13 protein-coding genes are annotated in these 16,053 nt (G+C 53.2%); 12 read left to right on the forward strand and 1 reads right to left on the reverse strand.

Features of this window, described 5'->3' with window-relative positions; translation table 11 throughout:
- The first annotated feature begins 66 nt into the window (after positions 1-66).
- The 10 genes from AC3WJN_RS05385 (at position 67) to pyrG (ending at position 13,686) form a co-directional block, all read left to right on the forward strand.
- Positions 67-1,245 carry an acetyl-CoA C-acetyltransferase gene (locus AC3WJN_RS05385; RefSeq protein ID WP_007786114.1) on the forward strand — a complete coding sequence of 393 codons (1,179 nt, stop codon included), beginning with the start codon at positions 67-69 and terminating at the stop codon, positions 1,243-1,245.
- 13 nt (positions 1,246-1,258) lie between these two features.
- A complete protein-coding gene (locus AC3WJN_RS05390) occupies positions 1,259-2,110 on the forward strand; it encodes a 3-hydroxybutyryl-CoA dehydrogenase (protein WP_007786112.1) in 852 nt (283 codons plus the stop codon).
- A 30-nt stretch (positions 2,111-2,140) separates the two neighbouring features.
- Positions 2,141-3,283, forward strand: a complete 1,143-nt coding sequence (locus tag AC3WJN_RS05395) for an acyl-CoA dehydrogenase (protein ID WP_007786110.1) — start codon at positions 2,141-2,143, stop codon at positions 3,281-3,283.
- A gap of 73 nt (positions 3,284-3,356) precedes the next feature.
- On the forward strand, positions 3,357-4,499 hold the full coding sequence (locus tag AC3WJN_RS05400) for an acyl-CoA dehydrogenase (RefSeq protein ID WP_005827839.1): 1,143 nt from the start codon (positions 3,357-3,359) through the stop codon (positions 4,497-4,499).
- A 207-nt stretch (positions 4,500-4,706) separates the two neighbouring features.
- Positions 4,707-5,339: a TetR/AcrR family transcriptional regulator gene (locus AC3WJN_RS05405; RefSeq protein WP_005827837.1), complete on the forward strand. Its 633-nt coding sequence runs from the start codon at positions 4,707-4,709 to the stop codon at positions 5,337-5,339.
- A 35-nt stretch (positions 5,340-5,374) separates the two neighbouring features.
- Positions 5,375-8,626 (forward strand): fused isobutyryl-CoA mutase/GTPase IcmF, encoded by a 3,252-nt coding sequence (gene icmF, locus AC3WJN_RS05410; protein WP_005827834.1) that lies wholly within the window; start codon positions 5,375-5,377, stop codon positions 8,624-8,626.
- Positions 8,627-8,900: 274 nt separating this feature from the next.
- The gene (gene ahpC, locus AC3WJN_RS05415) at positions 8,901-9,464 is read left to right on the forward strand and encodes an alkyl hydroperoxide reductase subunit C (RefSeq protein WP_005827833.1); all 564 of its coding nucleotides are present in this window, start codon (positions 8,901-8,903) and stop codon (positions 9,462-9,464) included.
- 12 nt (positions 9,465-9,476) lie between these two features.
- Positions 9,477-11,006 carry an alkyl hydroperoxide reductase subunit F gene (gene ahpF, locus AC3WJN_RS05420; protein WP_007786105.1) on the forward strand — a complete coding sequence of 510 codons (1,530 nt, stop codon included), beginning with the start codon at positions 9,477-9,479 and terminating at the stop codon, positions 11,004-11,006.
- Positions 11,007-11,321: 315 nt separating this feature from the next.
- The gene (rpoE, locus tag AC3WJN_RS05425; protein WP_005827829.1) at positions 11,322-11,876 is read left to right on the forward strand and encodes a DNA-directed RNA polymerase subunit delta; all 555 of its coding nucleotides are present in this window, start codon (positions 11,322-11,324) and stop codon (positions 11,874-11,876) included.
- A gap of 208 nt (positions 11,877-12,084) precedes the next feature.
- The gene (gene pyrG / locus AC3WJN_RS05430; protein WP_005827826.1) at positions 12,085-13,686 is read left to right on the forward strand and encodes a CTP synthase; all 1,602 of its coding nucleotides are present in this window, start codon (positions 12,085-12,087) and stop codon (positions 13,684-13,686) included.
- Between the two features lie 66 nt (positions 13,687-13,752).
- Here pyrG and AC3WJN_RS05435 read toward each other — a convergent pair whose 3' ends face one another.
- Positions 13,753-14,547 carry a lipid II flippase Amj family protein gene (locus AC3WJN_RS05435; RefSeq protein WP_005827824.1) on the reverse strand — a complete coding sequence of 265 codons (795 nt, stop codon included), beginning with the start codon at positions 14,545-14,547 and terminating at the stop codon, positions 13,753-13,755.
- A 167-nt stretch (positions 14,548-14,714) separates the two neighbouring features.
- Here AC3WJN_RS05435 and AC3WJN_RS05440 point away from each other — a divergent pair, with 167 nt between their 5' ends.
- Positions 14,715-15,089, forward strand: coding sequence for a response regulator (locus AC3WJN_RS05440; protein WP_005827822.1), 375 nt, complete (start codon positions 14,715-14,717; stop codon positions 15,087-15,089).
- Between the two features lie 104 nt (positions 15,090-15,193).
- Positions 15,194-16,048, forward strand: a complete 855-nt coding sequence (gene fba / locus AC3WJN_RS05445; protein ID WP_005827820.1) for a class II fructose-1,6-bisphosphate aldolase — start codon at positions 15,194-15,196, stop codon at positions 16,046-16,048.
- Positions 16,049-16,053 lie beyond the last annotated feature (5 nt).

Here is a 16,053-nt window from a genome sequence, read left to right on the forward strand (position 1 = left end):
GAACGAACGCTCGATCAATTTATTTTTCGTTAATAAGCTACGAAAAAGCCGAATGGAGGGCATGCGATGAAAACGGTGATTGTAGGGGCGGCACGTACCCCGTTTGGTAAGTTTGGCGGCTCTTTGAAAGCGTTGTCTGCGGTAGAACTCGGCGCTGTCGTCATCAAGGAGGCAGTGGAGCGCTCCGGCATTTCCGGCGACCAGGTCGACGAAGTCATCATGGGAATGGTCGTACAGGCAGGCGCGGGTCAGGTGCCTTCCCGCCAGGCCGCTCGCAAAGCCGGACTGCCCTGGAATGTGGCGAGCGAGACGATCAACAAAGTATGTGCCTCCGGGATGCGCGCCGTCACGATGGGCGACCAGATTATTCGCGCAGGGGACGGGGAAATCATCGTCGCAGGCGGGATGGAGAGCATGAGCAACGCGCCGTACGCTCTGCCGGATGCGCGCTATGGAATGCGGATGGGCGATGCCACCGTGCGCGATCTGATGATGTACGATGGCCTCACATGTCCGTTTGACCAGGTGCCGATGGCGATTCACGGCAGCAACGTAGCCGAAGAGTACGGAATTACGCGGGAAGCGCAGGACGAGTGGGCGCTGCGCAGTCAGCAGCGGGCTGCCAAGGCAGTGGAATCCGGGCTTTTTGCCGAAGAGATTGTCGCCGTCTCTATTCCGCAGAAAAAAGGAGAGCCAGTGCTGGTCACAAAAGACGAGGGACCGCGCCCGGATACCACCAGGGAAGGACTCGCCAAGCTGCCTCCGGTCTACAAGAAGGACGGCACAATTACGGCAGGCAATGCGCCGGGAATCAACGACGGAGCGGCAGCGATGGTGCTGATGTCCGACGAAAAAGCGAAGCAACTGGGCATCAAGCCGCTGGCGACGATTCTCGGGCATGCGCAGGTGGGGGCCGAAGCGCCCTACATCGCGACAACACCGGGTCTTGCGATCAACAAGCTGCTTGAAAAAACAGGGGTGTCGCTCGGCGAGATTGATCTGTTCGAGGTGAACGAAGCGTTCGCGGCCGTGACGTTGACGAGCGGCAAAATCGTCGGCTGGGACGACGAAAAAGTGAATGTGAACGGGGGAGCGATCGCGCTCGGTCACCCGATTGGCGCGAGCGGAGCGCGGATTATTATGCACCTCGCTTACGAATTGAAGAGACGCGGTGGCGGATTGGGGATCGCGGCGATTTGCAGCGGTGCCGCACAGGGAGACGCTATCCTGATTAAAGTGGAATAGGGAGGCCTTTTACATGAACGTACAAACGATTATGGTCATCGGAGCAGGACAGATGGGCAGCGGGATTGCCCAGGTAGCGGCGCAGGCAGGCTTTCGCGTTTATTTGAACGACGTGCAGCAGCCGTTTGTGGAGAGCGGTCTGGCGACGATTGCGAAAAACCTGTCGCGCAACGTGGAAAAAGGCAAGCTGAGCGAGGACGACAAGCAGGCGATCTTGTCCCGTCTCGTCGTGTCGACGGACTTGGCGGACGCTGCGGAAGCGGATTTTGTCATCGAAGCTGTGACGGAAAACATGGCGGTGAAAACAGGAATTTTCTCCAGGCTGGACGAGGTATGTCCGCCGCATACGATCTTGGCGAGCAATACTTCGTCTCTGCCGATTACGGAGATTGCGGCTGTGACGAAGCGCCCGGAAAAAGTGATCGGCATGCACTTCATGAACCCGGTTCCCGTGATGAAGCTGGTCGAGATCATCCGTGGACTGCAAACCGCAGATGAGGTGTACCAACTGACAGAGGATTTGTCCAAGCAAATGGGCAAAGTGCCTGTAAGCGTCAATGATTTTCCGGGCTTTGTCTCCAACCGGGTGCTGATGCCGATGCTCAACGAAGCGATCTACTGTGTATATGAGGGTGTGGCGACGCCGGAAGTGATCGACGAAGTGATGAAGCTCGGCATGAACCATCCGATGGGCCCTCTCCAACTGGCGGACTTCATCGGTTTGGATACGTGCCTCTACATCATGGAGGTGCTGCACGAAGGCTTTGGCGATTCCAAATACCGTCCTTGCCCGTTGTTGCGCAAATATGTAAAAGCGGGCTGGCTAGGCAAAAAATCCGGTCGAGGATTCTACGTGTACAACTAACTGATGATTCGGCAGAAAGGTAGGACGGACATGGATTTCAGGTTGAATGAAGAACAGGAAATGATGCGCCGCATGGTGCGCGACTTTGCGCAGAAAGAAATTGCGCCGTTTGTTCCGATTATGGAAGAGAAGGATGAGTTTCCCCGCCAGGTCATCAAAAAGATGGGCGAAATGGGGCTGATGGGAATCCCGATCGCCGAAGAATGGGGCGGTGCCGGAGCGGATTTTGTCTCTTACATTTTGGCGATTCACGAAATTTCCAAAGTGAGCGCAACGGTAGGAGTGATTCTGTCCGTGCACACCTCTGTAGGGACCAATCCGATTTTGTACTTCGGAACGGATGAGCAGAAGCGCAAATACGTGACAAAGCTTGCCCGCGGCGAATACCTCGGCGCTTTTGCCTTGACCGAGCCGCATGCCGGATCGGATGCGAGCAGCATCAGGACGACCGCTGTGCGAAAAGGCGACGAATACATCCTGAACGGCAACAAGGTGTTTATCACGAACGGTGGCGAAGCGGATACGTACATCACGTTTGCCGTCACCGATTCCACGAAAGGCACCAAGGGCATCTCCGCCTTCATCGTGGAAAAAGATACGCCAGGTTTTACCGTCGGCAAAAAGGAAAAGAAGATGGGGCTGCACGGCTCCTACACGACCGAGCTTGTTTTCGACAACGCGCGTGTGCCTGCTGCAAACCTGCTGGGGCAGGAGGGAGAAGGCTTCTGTATCGCGATGGCCAATCTGAATACGGGACGCATCGGGATTGCCGCACAGGCGCTGGGCATCGCCGAGGCTGCGGTTCACTACGCGACAGAGTACGCCAAGGAGCGCAAGCAGTTCGGCCAGCCGATTGCCAAGCAACAAGCGATCGCCTTCAAGCTCGCGGACATGGCGACCAAGGCGGAGGCAGCCAGACTGCTCGTGTACCGCGCGGCGTCGCTGTGCAGCCAGGGAATCTCCTGCGGCATGGAAGCCTCTATGGCGAAGCGGTTTGCAACGGACACGGCGATGGAGTTGGCAACAGAAGCGGTCCAGGTGTTCGGCGGCTACGGCTACACCCGGGAATACCCGGTTGAGCGATTGTTCCGCGACGCCAAAGTAACGCAAATTTACGAAGGTACGAACGAAATTCAACGAATCGTCATCGCCAAGCATTTGCTTGCTGATTAATAGAGCCTGTTGTCCGGTCAGAGTTGTGTAGCCTGACAAGGACCGGCGCAAAGCACATGGGGGAGTGAAAAACATGAATTTCCAGCTTACCGAAGAACATGACATGATGCGCAAAATGATCCGCGACTTCGCAGAAAACCAGGTAGCTCCGACAGCAGCCGAGCGCGATGAGGAAGAGCGCTTCGACCGATCCATTTTCGAGCAAATGGCTGAGCTTGGCCTGACGGGCATCCCTTGGCCGGAAAAATACGGAGGCGCTGGCGCGGATTACTTGAGCTACGTCATTGCAGTAGAAGAGCTCTCCCGTGTGGATGCGTCAATCGGGGTAACCTTGTCCGCGCAGGTCTCGCTTGCTAGCTGGCCGATTTACAAGTTCGGAACGGAGGAGCAGAAACAAAAGTTTCTGCGCCCGTTGGCAGAGGGCAAGAAGATGGGGGCCTACTGTCTGACTGAGCCAGGCTCCGGCTCCGATTCGGCAGGAATGCGCACAACAGCGGTGCGCGACGGCGATCACTACATTTTGAACGGCAGCAAAATTTTCATCACCAATGCGGGCGAAGCGGAAATCTACATCGTTTTTGCCGTAACCCAGCCAGAGCTGAAGCACAAAGGAATCACCGCTTTTATCGTGGAAAAAGGCATGGACGGCTTTACGATGGGGAAAAAAGAGAAGAAGCTGGGCATCCGTTCCTCGCCGACGCTCGCTGTCAATTTCGAAGATGTGCGAGTGCCGGTAGAGAACAGGCTGGGCGAAGAAGGCCAAGGCTTCAAAATCGCGATGATGACCTTGGACGGCGGACGGAACGGAATCGCCGCTCAAGCGGTCGGAATTGCCCAGGGCGCCTTCGAGCACGCGCTGAACTACGCGAAGGAGCGCAACCAGTTCGGCAAGCCGATTGCCTCGTTGCAGGCGATCCAGTTCAAGCTGGCTGACATGGCGACCAAGATTGAAGCGGCGCGCCTGCTCACCTATCAGGCGGCGTGGCTGGAAGATCAGGGACTGCCTTACGGAAAAGCATCGGCCATGTCCAAAGTATTCGCGGGCGATATCGCGATGGAAGTTACGACCGAAGCGGTGCAAGTGTTTGGCGGCTACGGCTATACCCGCGAGTATCCGGTGGAGCGCTTCATGCGCGATGCGAAAATCACGCAAATTTACGAAGGCACGAATGAAATCCAGCGTGTCGTCATCAGCAACTACCTGCTGAAAGAGTAGCGAGGCGCCAACCGGCAGCCACGATCAATCCAACTAGCTGAAAGCAAAAAGATTTTTTGATAGGGCCTGCGGAAAAGAAAGGTTTGGCTTTGCGCTCTTCCTCGCGTATAATGGTGTGCGAAAAGATACGCAAGAAGAGCGTTTGCTCCTTTCTTTTCCTGAAAGTGTCTGACTAAACGCTCAGTCGGTTGGAAAGGTGGATTTGTTGTGTCCGAAAAGAGAAAAACCATACCGTCCTTGGTAAAGGACCCGAAACTGATTGAAAAACGGCGAGAGCAAATTATTGAGGCTGCCGTTCATCTCTTTATCAATAAAGGTTTTCACAAGACGACGACAAGGGAGATTGCCCGGGCTTCGGGGTTCAGTATCGGAACCTTGTACGAATATATCGAATCCAAGGAAGACGTACTCTATCTCGTTTGCGATGCGATTCATGCCGAGATGGAGACGCGCCTGCGCGAAGCGATCAATTTTAACGGCACAGGGCTGAAAATTTTAAAGCTCGCCATCCGCAGCTTCTTTCGTGTGATGGATCAGATGAGCGACCGCGTCCTGCTCATTTACCAGGAGTCGAAGTCGTTGCCAAAAGAAACGCTGCGCTACGTTCTCGGACGTGAGGAAGAAATTGCGCAAATTTTTGTCGAGATCCTGCAAAAAGGGATTGCCGACGGCTCGCTGCGCCTCGATGAGAAGCATGTCAAGCTGATGGCTGACAATATCATGGTGTTGGGCGAAATGTGGGTGTTCCGCCGCTGGGCTCTGCACAAGCACTATACGTTGGAGGAGTACACCGAGAAGCAGATTACGCTGCTGCTTCGGGAAATCAGTGTCTCCGACTGACGTCAATTAATTGAATCTCGGGGGAGAGTGGAACGATGGAAACCGAAGTGTATCGTCCGCAAAACAAGGTTCGCTTCGTGACCGCCGCCAGCTTGTACGACGGTCACGACGCCTCGATCAATATCATGCGCCGTATTTTGCAGTCTTCGGGAGTGGAAGTGATCCATCTGGGTCACAACCGCTCTGTCGATGATATCGTGACCGCCGCCATTCAGGAGGACGTGCAAGGCATTGCCATCAGCTCCTACCAGGGCGGCCATGTGGAATATTTCAAATACGTGATTGATCTTTTGCGCGAACGGGGAGCTGGGCATATCCGCGTCTTCGGAGGCGGAGGCGGTGTCATCGTTCCACGCGAGATCCGGGAGCTGGAAGAATACGGCGTCTGTAAAATTTACTCGCCGGATGACGGCAGACGCTTGGGCTTGCAAGGCATGATTAACGACATGATTCGAAACAGCGATTTTCCGACAGTCAAGCAGTTGGAAAACGAAGTCGCTGGCTTGCGCGAGCAAAACCACAAGGCGATTGCCCGCCTGATCTCTGTGGCGGAGTACGCCGTCGATCAGCCGGAGTGGAAGGAACCGCTCAAGGAGTGCGTGCGGGAAGCGCGAGACTCGATTCCGGTGCTCGGGATCACAGGCACAGGTGGGGCCGGAAAAAGCTCGCTGACAGATGAGCTTGTTCGCCGGTTTATGCGCACGTATCCGGAAAAAACTGTCGCGATTTTGTCTGTCGATCCGTCCAAGCAGAAATCGGGCGGAGCGCTTTTGGGCGACCGCATCCGTATGAATGCCAACAATACGCCGCGCGTCTACATGCGCAGTCTGGCGACGAGAAAGTCCGGCATGGAGCTGTCCGCCGCTTTGAAGGACGCGATCCAGGTTACCCGTGCGGCTCAGTTTGATCTCATCATCGTAGAGACGAGCGGGATCGGCCAGGGCGATGCACAAGTGACTGAGGTGTGCGACGTTTCCATGTACGTCATGACCAGCGAGTTTGGCGCGCCGTCCCAACTGGAAAAAATCGACATGCTTGATTTTGCCGACGTGATCGCGATCAACAAATTTGAGCGAAAAGGCTCGGAGGATGCCTTGCGCGAGGTGCGCAAGCAGTACCGCCGCAACCACCAGTTATTCGATCTGCCTGACGAGAAGATTCCCGTCTACGGAACGATCGCCAGCCAGTTTAACGATCCGGGGACAAATGTGCTGTTTGCTGCCCTGATGCATCGGATCGTGGAAAAGACAGGCGTGGATTGGCCTGTGGAGAATCTGGATACGACTCCGGTAAAAATTCATAAAACTTCGTTGATTCCGACAGAAAGAATCAACTACTTGCAGGAAATCGCCAACACGGTCCGCCAATACCGCGCGTACACCGAGGAGCAGTCTGCCATCGCCCGCAAGCTGTATCAGTTGCACGGCGCAAAGGAGACGCTGCTCGCGGCGCAGGAAGAGGCAGCGACAGAGCTGGTTGCGGTGCTCGACAAGCAGATCAGGCTGTTTGAGGAGAAACTGCATCCCGAGTGCCGGCGGATTCTCGACAACTGGCCGAAGCTCAAGGAAGCGTACAGAAAGGACCAGTTTGTCACGAAAATCAGGGACAAGGAAATCATCACGAAACTGTTCACGGAATCGCTGTCGGGTACGCGCATTCCAAAAGTAGCGGTGCCGGACTACGAGGACTGGGGCGAGATTTTGAAATGGTCGCTGAAGGAAAATGTGCCGGGCGAGTTTCCTTACACGGCAGGCGTGTTCCCGTTCAAGCGGGAGGGCGAAGATCCGAAGCGGCAGTTTGCTGGCGAAGGCACGCCTGAGCGCACGAACCGGCGCTTCCATTTCCTTTCGCAAAACGACGAAGCGAAGCGGCTCAGTACGGCTTTTGACTCTGTGACCTTGTACGGCGAAGACCCGGATTACCGCCCGGATATTTACGGGAAAATCGGGACGAGCGGAGTGAGCGTCTGCACGCTGGACGACATGAAAAAGCTGTACGCAGGCTTCGACCTGTGCGCGCCGAGCACGTCTGTGTCGATGACGATTAACGGCCCGGCACCGATGATTTTGGCGATGTTTATGAACACGGCGATTGAGCAGCAGATCGAGAAGTTTGTCCAGCGGGAAGGCCGCCAGCCGACCGAGGAAGAAGCGGAGCAGATCAAGGCGTACACTTTGTCGACTGTTCGCGGAACCGTTCAGGCGGATATTTTGAAAGAAGACCAGGGGCAGAACACTTGTATTTTCTCGACAGAGTTTGCCCTGCGGATGATGGGCGACATTCAGCAGTATTTCATCGACCATAAAGTGCGCAACTACTACTCCGTGTCCATTTCCGGCTACCATATCGCGGAGGCGGGGGCTAACCCGATCACGCAGTTGGCGTTTACGTTGGCGAATGGCTTTACGTACGTGGAGTATTACTTGAGCAGAGGCATGCACATTGACGATTTTGCGCCGAATTTGTCGTTCTTTTTCTCCAATGGCCTCGATCCGGAATATACGGTCATCGGCCGGGTGGCGCGCCGCGTGTGGGCGACTGTGATGAAAAACCGCTACGGCGGCAACGAGCGCAGCCAAAAGCTGAAATACCACATCCAGACCTCTGGACGTTCCTTGCACGCGCAGGAAATGGATTTCAACGACATTCGGACGACGCTGCAAGCGTTGATCGCGATTTACGACAACTGCAACTCGCTGCATACCAACGCCTACGACGAGGCGATTACGACCCCGACAGAGAACTCTGTGCGCCGGGCCATGGCGATCCAGATGATTATCAACAAGGAGATGGGGCTCGCGAAAAACGAGAACCCGCTGCAAGGCGCATTCATCATCGACGAGCTGACCGATCTGGTGGAGGAAGCCGTCATGCAGGAGTTCGAGCGGATCAGCTCGCGCGGCGGCGTGCTGGGAGCGATGGAGACGCAGTACCAGCGCGGCAAAATCCAGGATGAGTCGATGTACTACGAAATGAAAAAGCACACTGGCGAGCTGCCGATCATCGGGGTTAACACCTTTATCAATCCGAACGCGTCCGAAGAAGATTACGAGATCGAGCTGGCGCGGGCGACAGAGGAAGAAAAGGAACAGCAGATCATCAATCTGCGCGCGTTCCAGGAGCGCAACCGCCACGTAGCGCCACAAGCGCTGCGCCGCTTGCAAGAGGTGGCGATGGCAGGCGAAAACATTTTTGCCGAGCTGATGGAGACAGTGAAGGTCGCTTCGCTCGGTCAGATCAGCGCCGCTTTGTACGAGGTCGGCGGCCAGTACCGGAGAAATATGTAACAGGCTAGAGCAAGGCAAAACGATACAAGGACCACTTCTTTTTGCAGAGGCAGTCCTTGTATCGTTTGTTTTTACGGGGGAGCCGCGGAAAAAGGGCCAATGTAAACGCGTATATTCTTCCGTTAAATATTCAAGACTAATGTAGGCACAAATTCTAAATTAAAGTTATTATAATAGAGGTTGACAAACGGAAAGTTTTGAATGATAATTGTTATCAAGTTAGAATTATTACATTTAATAATTCTTAAAACAATCATGTAGGAGGATGTTCACTATGTCCCTTATCGGAAAAGAAGTACTGCCTTTCAAAGCTCAAGCTTACAAAGCAGGCAATTTTGTAGAAGTTACCGAAGCAAACTTTAAAGGTCAATGGAGCATTGTTTGCTTCTATCCAGCAGACTTCACTTTCGTTTGCCCGACTGAACTCGAAGACCTCCAAAACCAATACGAAACATTGAAATCCATGGGAGCTGAAGTTTACTCCGTTTCCACAGATACTCACTTCACTCACAAAGCATGGCACGATACTTCCGAGACAATCGGCAAAATTACTTACACCATGATTGGCGACCCAACTCACACGCTCTCCCGCAACTTCGATGTACTGATTGAAGAAGAGGGACTGGCTGATCGCGGTACTTTCATCATCGACCCAGATGGTGTTATCCAAGCAATCGAAATCAACGCAGGCGGCATCGGTCGCGATGCAAGCGCCATTGTAAGCAAACTGAAAGCAGCTCAATACGTTCGCAACAACCCAGGCGAAGTTTGCCCGGCGAAATGGCAAGAAGGTGCTGCTACCCTGAAACCAAGCCTTGATCTTGTTGGTAAGATCTAAGGAGTGGGATAAATGATACTGGACGCAGAAATTAAAGCGCAACTAGGGCAATACCTTCAGCTTATGGAAGGCGAAGTGCTGCTGAAGTACAGCGCTGGTTCCGATAGCGTATCTCGTGACATGATGCTTTTGCTGGAAGAACTGGCAACCATGTCACAGAAAATAAAGCTTGAAGAAACCTCCATGCAGCGTACACCTAGCTTTAGTGTCAATCGTATCGGTGAAGATACCGGATTAACTTTTGCGGGCGTACCATTGGGACATGAGTTCACTTCCTTGGTGTTAGCTTTGCTGCAAGTGAGCGGCAGACCTCCAAAGGTTGACCAGAAGCTCATCGATCAAGTGAAGAGTCTGAAAGGCGAATATCACTTTGAAACGTATGTCAGCTTGAGCTGCCACAATTGTCCTGATGTAGTTCAAGCACTGAACGCGATGAGTGTTCTCAATCCTGGTATTACACATACTATGATTGACGGTGCTGCGTTCAAAGAAGAAGTCGAAAGCAAAAACGTCATGGCAGTGCCGACGGTTTTCCTGAACGGGGACCCTTTTGGCAGCGGCCGGATGACGCTCGAAGAAATTCTCGCCAAGCTCGGATCTGCTCCAGATGCAGCCGAATTTGCGAACAAAGAGCCGTACGATGTGCTCGTTATCGGCGGCGGCCCGTCCGGAGCAAGTGCGGCCATCTACGCCGCACGCAAAGGCATTCGCACCGGCATTGTGGCTGAACGCTTCGGCGGCCAGATCATGGACACTTTAGGTATTGAAAACTTTATCAGTGTCAAATACACCGAAGGTCCGAAGCTCGCAGCGAGTCTGGAAGAGCACGTCAAAGAGTACAATGTCGATGTCATGAACTTGCAGCGTGCCAAACGTCTGGAGAAAAAAGACCTGATCGAGATCGAACTGGAAAACGGTGCTGTGCTCAAGAGCAAAACCGTTATCCTTTCGACGGGTGCGCGTTGGCGCAATGTGGGTGTGCCTGGCGAGGCCGAGTTCAAAAACAAAGGCGTGGCGTATTGCCCGCATTGCGACGGTCCGCTGTTCGCCGGTAAGCGCGTAGCCGTCATTGGCGGCGGCAATTCCGGCGTTGAAGCAGCGATCGATCTCGCGGGTATCGTCAAGCACGTCACGGTTCTTGAGTTTGCTGCAGAGCTGAAAGCCGACTCCGTCTTGCAAGATCGTCTGCACAGCTTGCCAAACGTAACGGTTATCACCAATGCGCAAACGACGGAAATCACCGGCACCGACAAGGTCAACGGCATTTCCTACAAGGATCGCGAGACGGAAACGGTTCATCACATTGAACTGGAAGGTGTGTTTGTCCAAATCGGTCTTGTGCCGAACACCGATTGGCTGGGAGACACAGTCGAACGCAATCGGATGGGCGAAATCGTTGTCGACAAACACGGCGCTACTTCCGTTCCGGGCGTATTTGCTGCAGGCGACTGCACGAATAGTCCATACAAGCAGATCATTATTTCGATGGGATCAGGTGCAACCGCAGCCTTGGGTGCATTTGATTATCTAATCCGAAACTAATGAACACGAGAGCCGCTTTGCTATCTGTACGGTAGCGGAGCGGCTTTCTTTTTTTGTGCTGCTGTACAGAGCGGACTCGCATGGAAAACGGCCGAGAGGCAAGTGTCGAGAATAAATGGTCTTTTGCGTGTTTGAAAGCCTTGCATTTTCGTCTAAAATAAGGAATACTGTATGTTAGCCTTCGTATGTTGTACGATATACGAGTGAGGCGATCGACATCATTTATGAGTTGCCTAAGCAAAGCCTGCGTCCCCCAGCAAAGGGCGAGGTCGGTATTCAAGCCAATAGTTTTCTAATGGAAAGGACGTGCCCTGGGTGAGTCAATTGTTTGCTCATATTGATCCCGAGAAACTGAGCGAGATGGCGTTGGTTGATATTGCGTATGAAATTTTGCGTGAAACCAATCGCACTTACAACTTCCGCGAACTGATGGATGAACTGGCTGCCGTTCGTAACATGACAAACGAACAACTCATGGCTATCATCGCGCAAGTATACACTGAGATTAATATTGACGGCCGTTTTGTGTGCCTTGGAGACAACGTGTGGGGACTGAAGCGCTGGTACCCAACTGACACGGTGGAAGAAACGCAAGAGGGCGGCGGAACGAAGAAGAAAAAAGTTATTCTCGACGACGACTTCGACGATTACGACACCGAAGACGAAATTGTCGAGGATTACGAAGACGACGACGTGGTCATTTTCGAGGACGAAGAAGAATTCGTGGATGATGATGCGGATATCGAAGACGAAGAGATTGATGCTGAAATCGACGAAGAAGAGCTCGAAGAAGAGGAAGACGAGCTGTTTGACGAGGAACTCGAAGAAGAGGAAGTTGACGAAGAGCTGGAAGATGACGAGGATAAGTGATAAGTCCTTGACTTCCGCCTGAGGGACAGATAAAATACTCCTTGGGCTTCACATGAAGAAGGATTAAATAAGGGAAACTATAAAACAAAAGTGCCCCTACCCCATTGCCAAAAGGGATAGGACTCGCTTTTGTTTTTCTTTTTTTGGGAGCCGTCTTCATACGTTTTTTACTACTACTAAAGGGTTAGGGAAAGAGGGGACGTTAACGATGACGAAGTATATTTTTGTGACAGGCGGGGTCGTATCCTCGTTGGGAAAAGGAATTACAGCGGCTTCTCTGGGCCGACTCCTGAAAAATAGGGGCTTGAAGGTAACCATCCAGAAATGTGATCCATACATCAACGTGGACCCAGGAACAATGAGTCCGTATCAGCACGGGGAAGTGTTCGTCACGGACGATGGAGCGGAAACCGACCTGGACCTGGGGCACTACGAGCGTTTTATCGACATCAACCTGAGCGCCAACTCTAACGTAACGACAGGAAAAATCTATTCGACTGTCATCGCCAAAGAACGTCGCGGCGACTATTTGGGCGGAACGGTTCAAGTAATCCCGCACATCACCAACGAGATCAAAGACCGCATTTTCCGCGCTGGCCGTGAAACCGGAGCAGACGTGGTTATCACCGAGATCGGCGGAACTGTAGGGGACATCGAGAGCTTGCCGTTCCTCGAAGCCATCCGTCAAATCAAGAGCGACATTGGCCGCGAAAACGTCATGTACATTCACGTGACACTGGTTCCTTACATCAAGGCAGCAGGCGAGATGAAAACAAAGCCGACCCAACACAGCGTGAAGGAACTGCGTAGCCTGGGCATTCAGCCAACTGTGATCGTGACTCGTACCGAACAGCCAATGACCCAGGAAATGAAGGACAAGCTGGCACTGTTCTGTGACATCGACAAAAACGCGGTTGTGGAGTGCGTGGATGCGGAAACTCTCTACGACGTGCCGCTGCAACTGCAAGCGCAAGGTCTGGACGACTATGTTTGCCGCCACCTCGGCCTGACTTGCCAGGAAGCAGACATGACCGAGTGGAAGTCCTTGGTAAACAAAATCAAGAACCTGTCGAAAACGACCACGATCGCGATTGTCGGAAAATACGTGGAGCTGCACGATGCTTATTTGTCCGTAGCAGAAGCGCTGTACCATGGCGGTTATGCGAATGATTCCAAAGTGGAAATCAAATGGGTGCACGCAGAAGAAGTGACGCCGGAAAACGTAGCCGAACTGCTCGGCGATGTAAACGGCATACTGGTACCAGGCGGCTTCGGCGATCGCGGTATCGAAGGCAAAATTATCGCGACCCGCTACGCTCGCGAAAACAAAGTGCCGTTCCTGGGCATCTGCCTCGGTATGCAAATTGCCGTTATCGAATTTGCCCGTCACGTGGCAGGCATGGACGGCGCCAACAGCTCCGAGATCAACCCGGACACCGCTTATCCGGTCATCGACCTCTTGCCAGAGCAAAAAGAAATCGAAGACAAAGGCGGAACCATGCGCCTTGGCATCGGTCCTTCCAAAGTGGAAGCTGGCACGCTGACCGAAGCTGCTTACGGCAGCACACTCGTTTATGAGCGTCATCGTCATCGTTATGAAGTCAACAACGAATATCGCGAGCAGTTGGCTCAACTGGGCCTGCGCTTTGCGGGTACATCCCCGGACGGCCGTCTGGTGGAAATCGTGGAAGTGCCAGACCACCCTTGGTACGTGGCTACCCAGTTCCATCCGGAGTTCACTTCCCGTCCGAACCGTCCGCAGCCATTGTTCCGCGATTTCGTCAAAGCTTCCCTGAACCTGAATAAATAAATAGAGACAAAAAGACGCACCGGCGACTGAAACCGTCGGTGCGTCTTCTTTCGGTTGCCGCTTTTTTCAGTGAAAGAGCGGAGACAGCCAGGCAACCCAGTAGGCGGCCGGGACGAGCAGGAGCTGAGCCAGAAGCGTCCCGAAAAAACGGGAAATCATCAGCCACAAATACATGTCCCGGATCGATTCCTGCGTCGCTTTTCCCTGCATGGCTTTCTCGGTCAGGAGGGCCACCTGCGGGTCTACCAGAATCGTCATGAAAATCGTAGCGAAGCCGTTAATCATGCCGGACGACATCAGCACCGTTGCTTTGTAGTCGGGGGCCAGCAACGTCGCGTAGAGCACGGAGAGCACGCTGCTGGTGTAAATCGCCGTTCCCAGGCAGTTGAGCAGCAGCAGGCGCTTGGGAATGCCTTTGAAGCGAAAACGGGAGATGACTTGCCAGCTCGGGATTCGCACGTGGTGGCGGACGCGGCGGAGGCTGTCTACGGTGACGGCTGTGCGCAGCATTTGCGGAATCGAGCCGGCCAGCTCAAGGTGCGAGATCACTCGTCTGGAAATCTGGACGAACGTGGGAAACAGCGCGATGGCAGCCAGCGTCCCGACAGAGGAAGCCGCTATAATCATATGTAGCTGCCAACTCGGGTCGGTATGCAAAAGGGCCGCTTGATCCATCAGCCCTCCGGTAAACGGCCCTTGAATCAGGTTGGAGGTGCGGGAGAGAAGCAGCGTGATGCCGACGAGCGACATGGCGACTGCGATTCTTCCTGTCTTGACCCCTGCGAAGCGAATGGCGTAGGAAAGTGTCTCTGTCGTATGGATAATAAACGTCAACAGGCAGATCAACCAGAGCGCATCCATCTTGTTTTTTGGCTCCTTGCTTGGTGCGAAAATAGTATCCCTATTATACTCGAAATGGACATCGCGGGAAAATTTCAGCAGCAGATACGCAAAATGTGCAGGAGTTTCCTGTTTTTAGGCGAAAACCTAATAAATTAAGGAAATGGATTCGTCAAGGGGGAGTAACCGTGTTCGACAAACATGATAAAAAGGTGCTGGTTGTCGATGACCAGTATGGTATTCGCATTTTGTTGTATGAGGTACTGGGAAAAGAAGGGTACAAAACCTTCCAGGCCGCAAACGGGAAAATGGCCCTGGAGATCGTGGAAAAAGAGTCGCCAGATCTGGTCATTCTCGACATGAAGATTCCAGGCATGGACGGCATTGAGATTTTGAAGCACATCAAAAAGATCAATCAGGATATCAAGGTAATCATGATGACGGCTTACGGTGAGCTGGACATGATTAAGGAAGCGACCCAGTTGGGAGCGTTGACCCATTTTACCAAACCGTTTGATATTGACGAGCTGAGAATGGCCGTACAGCAGCAACTCGCCTGCTAGTCCTTTTGGTAACGGATGCGTGGGGACAAGCGTACCTGTTAACAAACGCCTGTCTGTGATATAATAAGCCTCGTGATTGAAGCTAGCAGAGGAGGATTTACCAAATGCCACTGGTACCTATGACCGCTTTTACCGAAGACGTCAAATTGCATAAATACGCCGTCGGACAATTTAACCTGAACAATCTGGAGTTTACTCAAGCGATTACCGAAGCTGCGATGGAAGAAAAATCGCCTGTGATTTTCGGTGTTTCCGAGGGAGCACTCAAATACATGGGACTGGACTACACGGTCGCCATTGCAAAAGTGGCGGCGGAGCGCGCAGGAGTACCTGTTGCCCTGCACCTCGATCATGGCAGCAACTTTGATATCGTAATGAAGTGCATTCGCGCAGGATTCTCTTCTGTCATGTTCGATGGTTCCCATCACTCGTTTGAAGATAACCTTCGCTTGACCAAACAGGTTGTTGAGGCTGCTCACGCTGTTGGCGTTTCTGTAGAAGGTGAACTCGGTACCATCGGCGGGGTAGAGGACGACCTGTCTGTTGACGAGGAAGACGCTACGCTGGCAAACCCTGAGGAAGCGATCCGCTTCTGGGAAGAAACAAAAGTAGACTACCTGGCGATTGCAGTGGGCACAGCTCACGGCATGTACAAAGGCGTGCCAAAAATCCGCTACGACATCATCGAAAAAGTAGCGAACAACATTGGAGCGCCAATCGTTCTGCACGGCGGTTCCGGCGTACCGGACGAAGCGATTGTAGAATCGATCCGCCTGGGTGTCGGAAAAATTAACGTAAATACAGAAAGCCAAGTCGCATGCACCGAAACGGTTCGCAAAGTGCTAGCTGCGAAGCCTAACGAAATCGACCCGCGCAAATACCTGGGCCCTGCTCGCGACGCGATCAAGGAAGTTGTAAAAGGAAAAATGCGCCTGTTCGGTAGCAGCAACCGCGCGTAACTAGG

This window comes from Brevibacillus sp. FW306-2-1A-C05A, from assembly GCF_058781555.1.

Bases quoted from the DNA above. Each gene is read 5' to 3' on its own strand.
- icmF (WP_005827834.1), top strand. From the start codon at position 5,375: ATGGAAACCGAAGTGTATCGTCCGCAAAACAAGGTTCGCTTCGTGACC.
- pyrG (WP_005827826.1), top strand. From the start codon at position 12,085: ATGACGAAGTATATTTTTGTGACAGGCGGGGTCGTATCCTCGTTGGGA.
- fba (WP_005827820.1), top strand. From the start codon at position 15,194: ATGCCACTGGTACCTATGACCGCTTTTACCGAAGACGTCAAATTGCAT.
- AC3WJN_RS05395 (WP_007786110.1), top strand. From the start codon at position 2,141: ATGGATTTCAGGTTGAATGAAGAACAGGAAATGATGCGCCGCATGGTG.
- AC3WJN_RS05435 (WP_005827824.1), bottom strand. From the start codon at position 14,547: ATGGATGCGCTCTGGTTGATCTGCCTGTTGACGTTTATTATCCATACG.
- AC3WJN_RS05385 (WP_007786114.1), top strand. From the start codon at position 67: ATGAAAACGGTGATTGTAGGGGCGGCACGTACCCCGTTTGGTAAGTTT.
- AC3WJN_RS05390 (WP_007786112.1), top strand. From the start codon at position 1,259: ATGAACGTACAAACGATTATGGTCATCGGAGCAGGACAGATGGGCAGC.
- ahpF (WP_007786105.1), top strand. From the start codon at position 9,477: ATGATACTGGACGCAGAAATTAAAGCGCAACTAGGGCAATACCTTCAG.
- AC3WJN_RS05400 (WP_005827839.1), top strand. From the start codon at position 3,357: ATGAATTTCCAGCTTACCGAAGAACATGACATGATGCGCAAAATGATC.
- ahpC (WP_005827833.1), top strand. From the start codon at position 8,901: ATGTCCCTTATCGGAAAAGAAGTACTGCCTTTCAAAGCTCAAGCTTAC.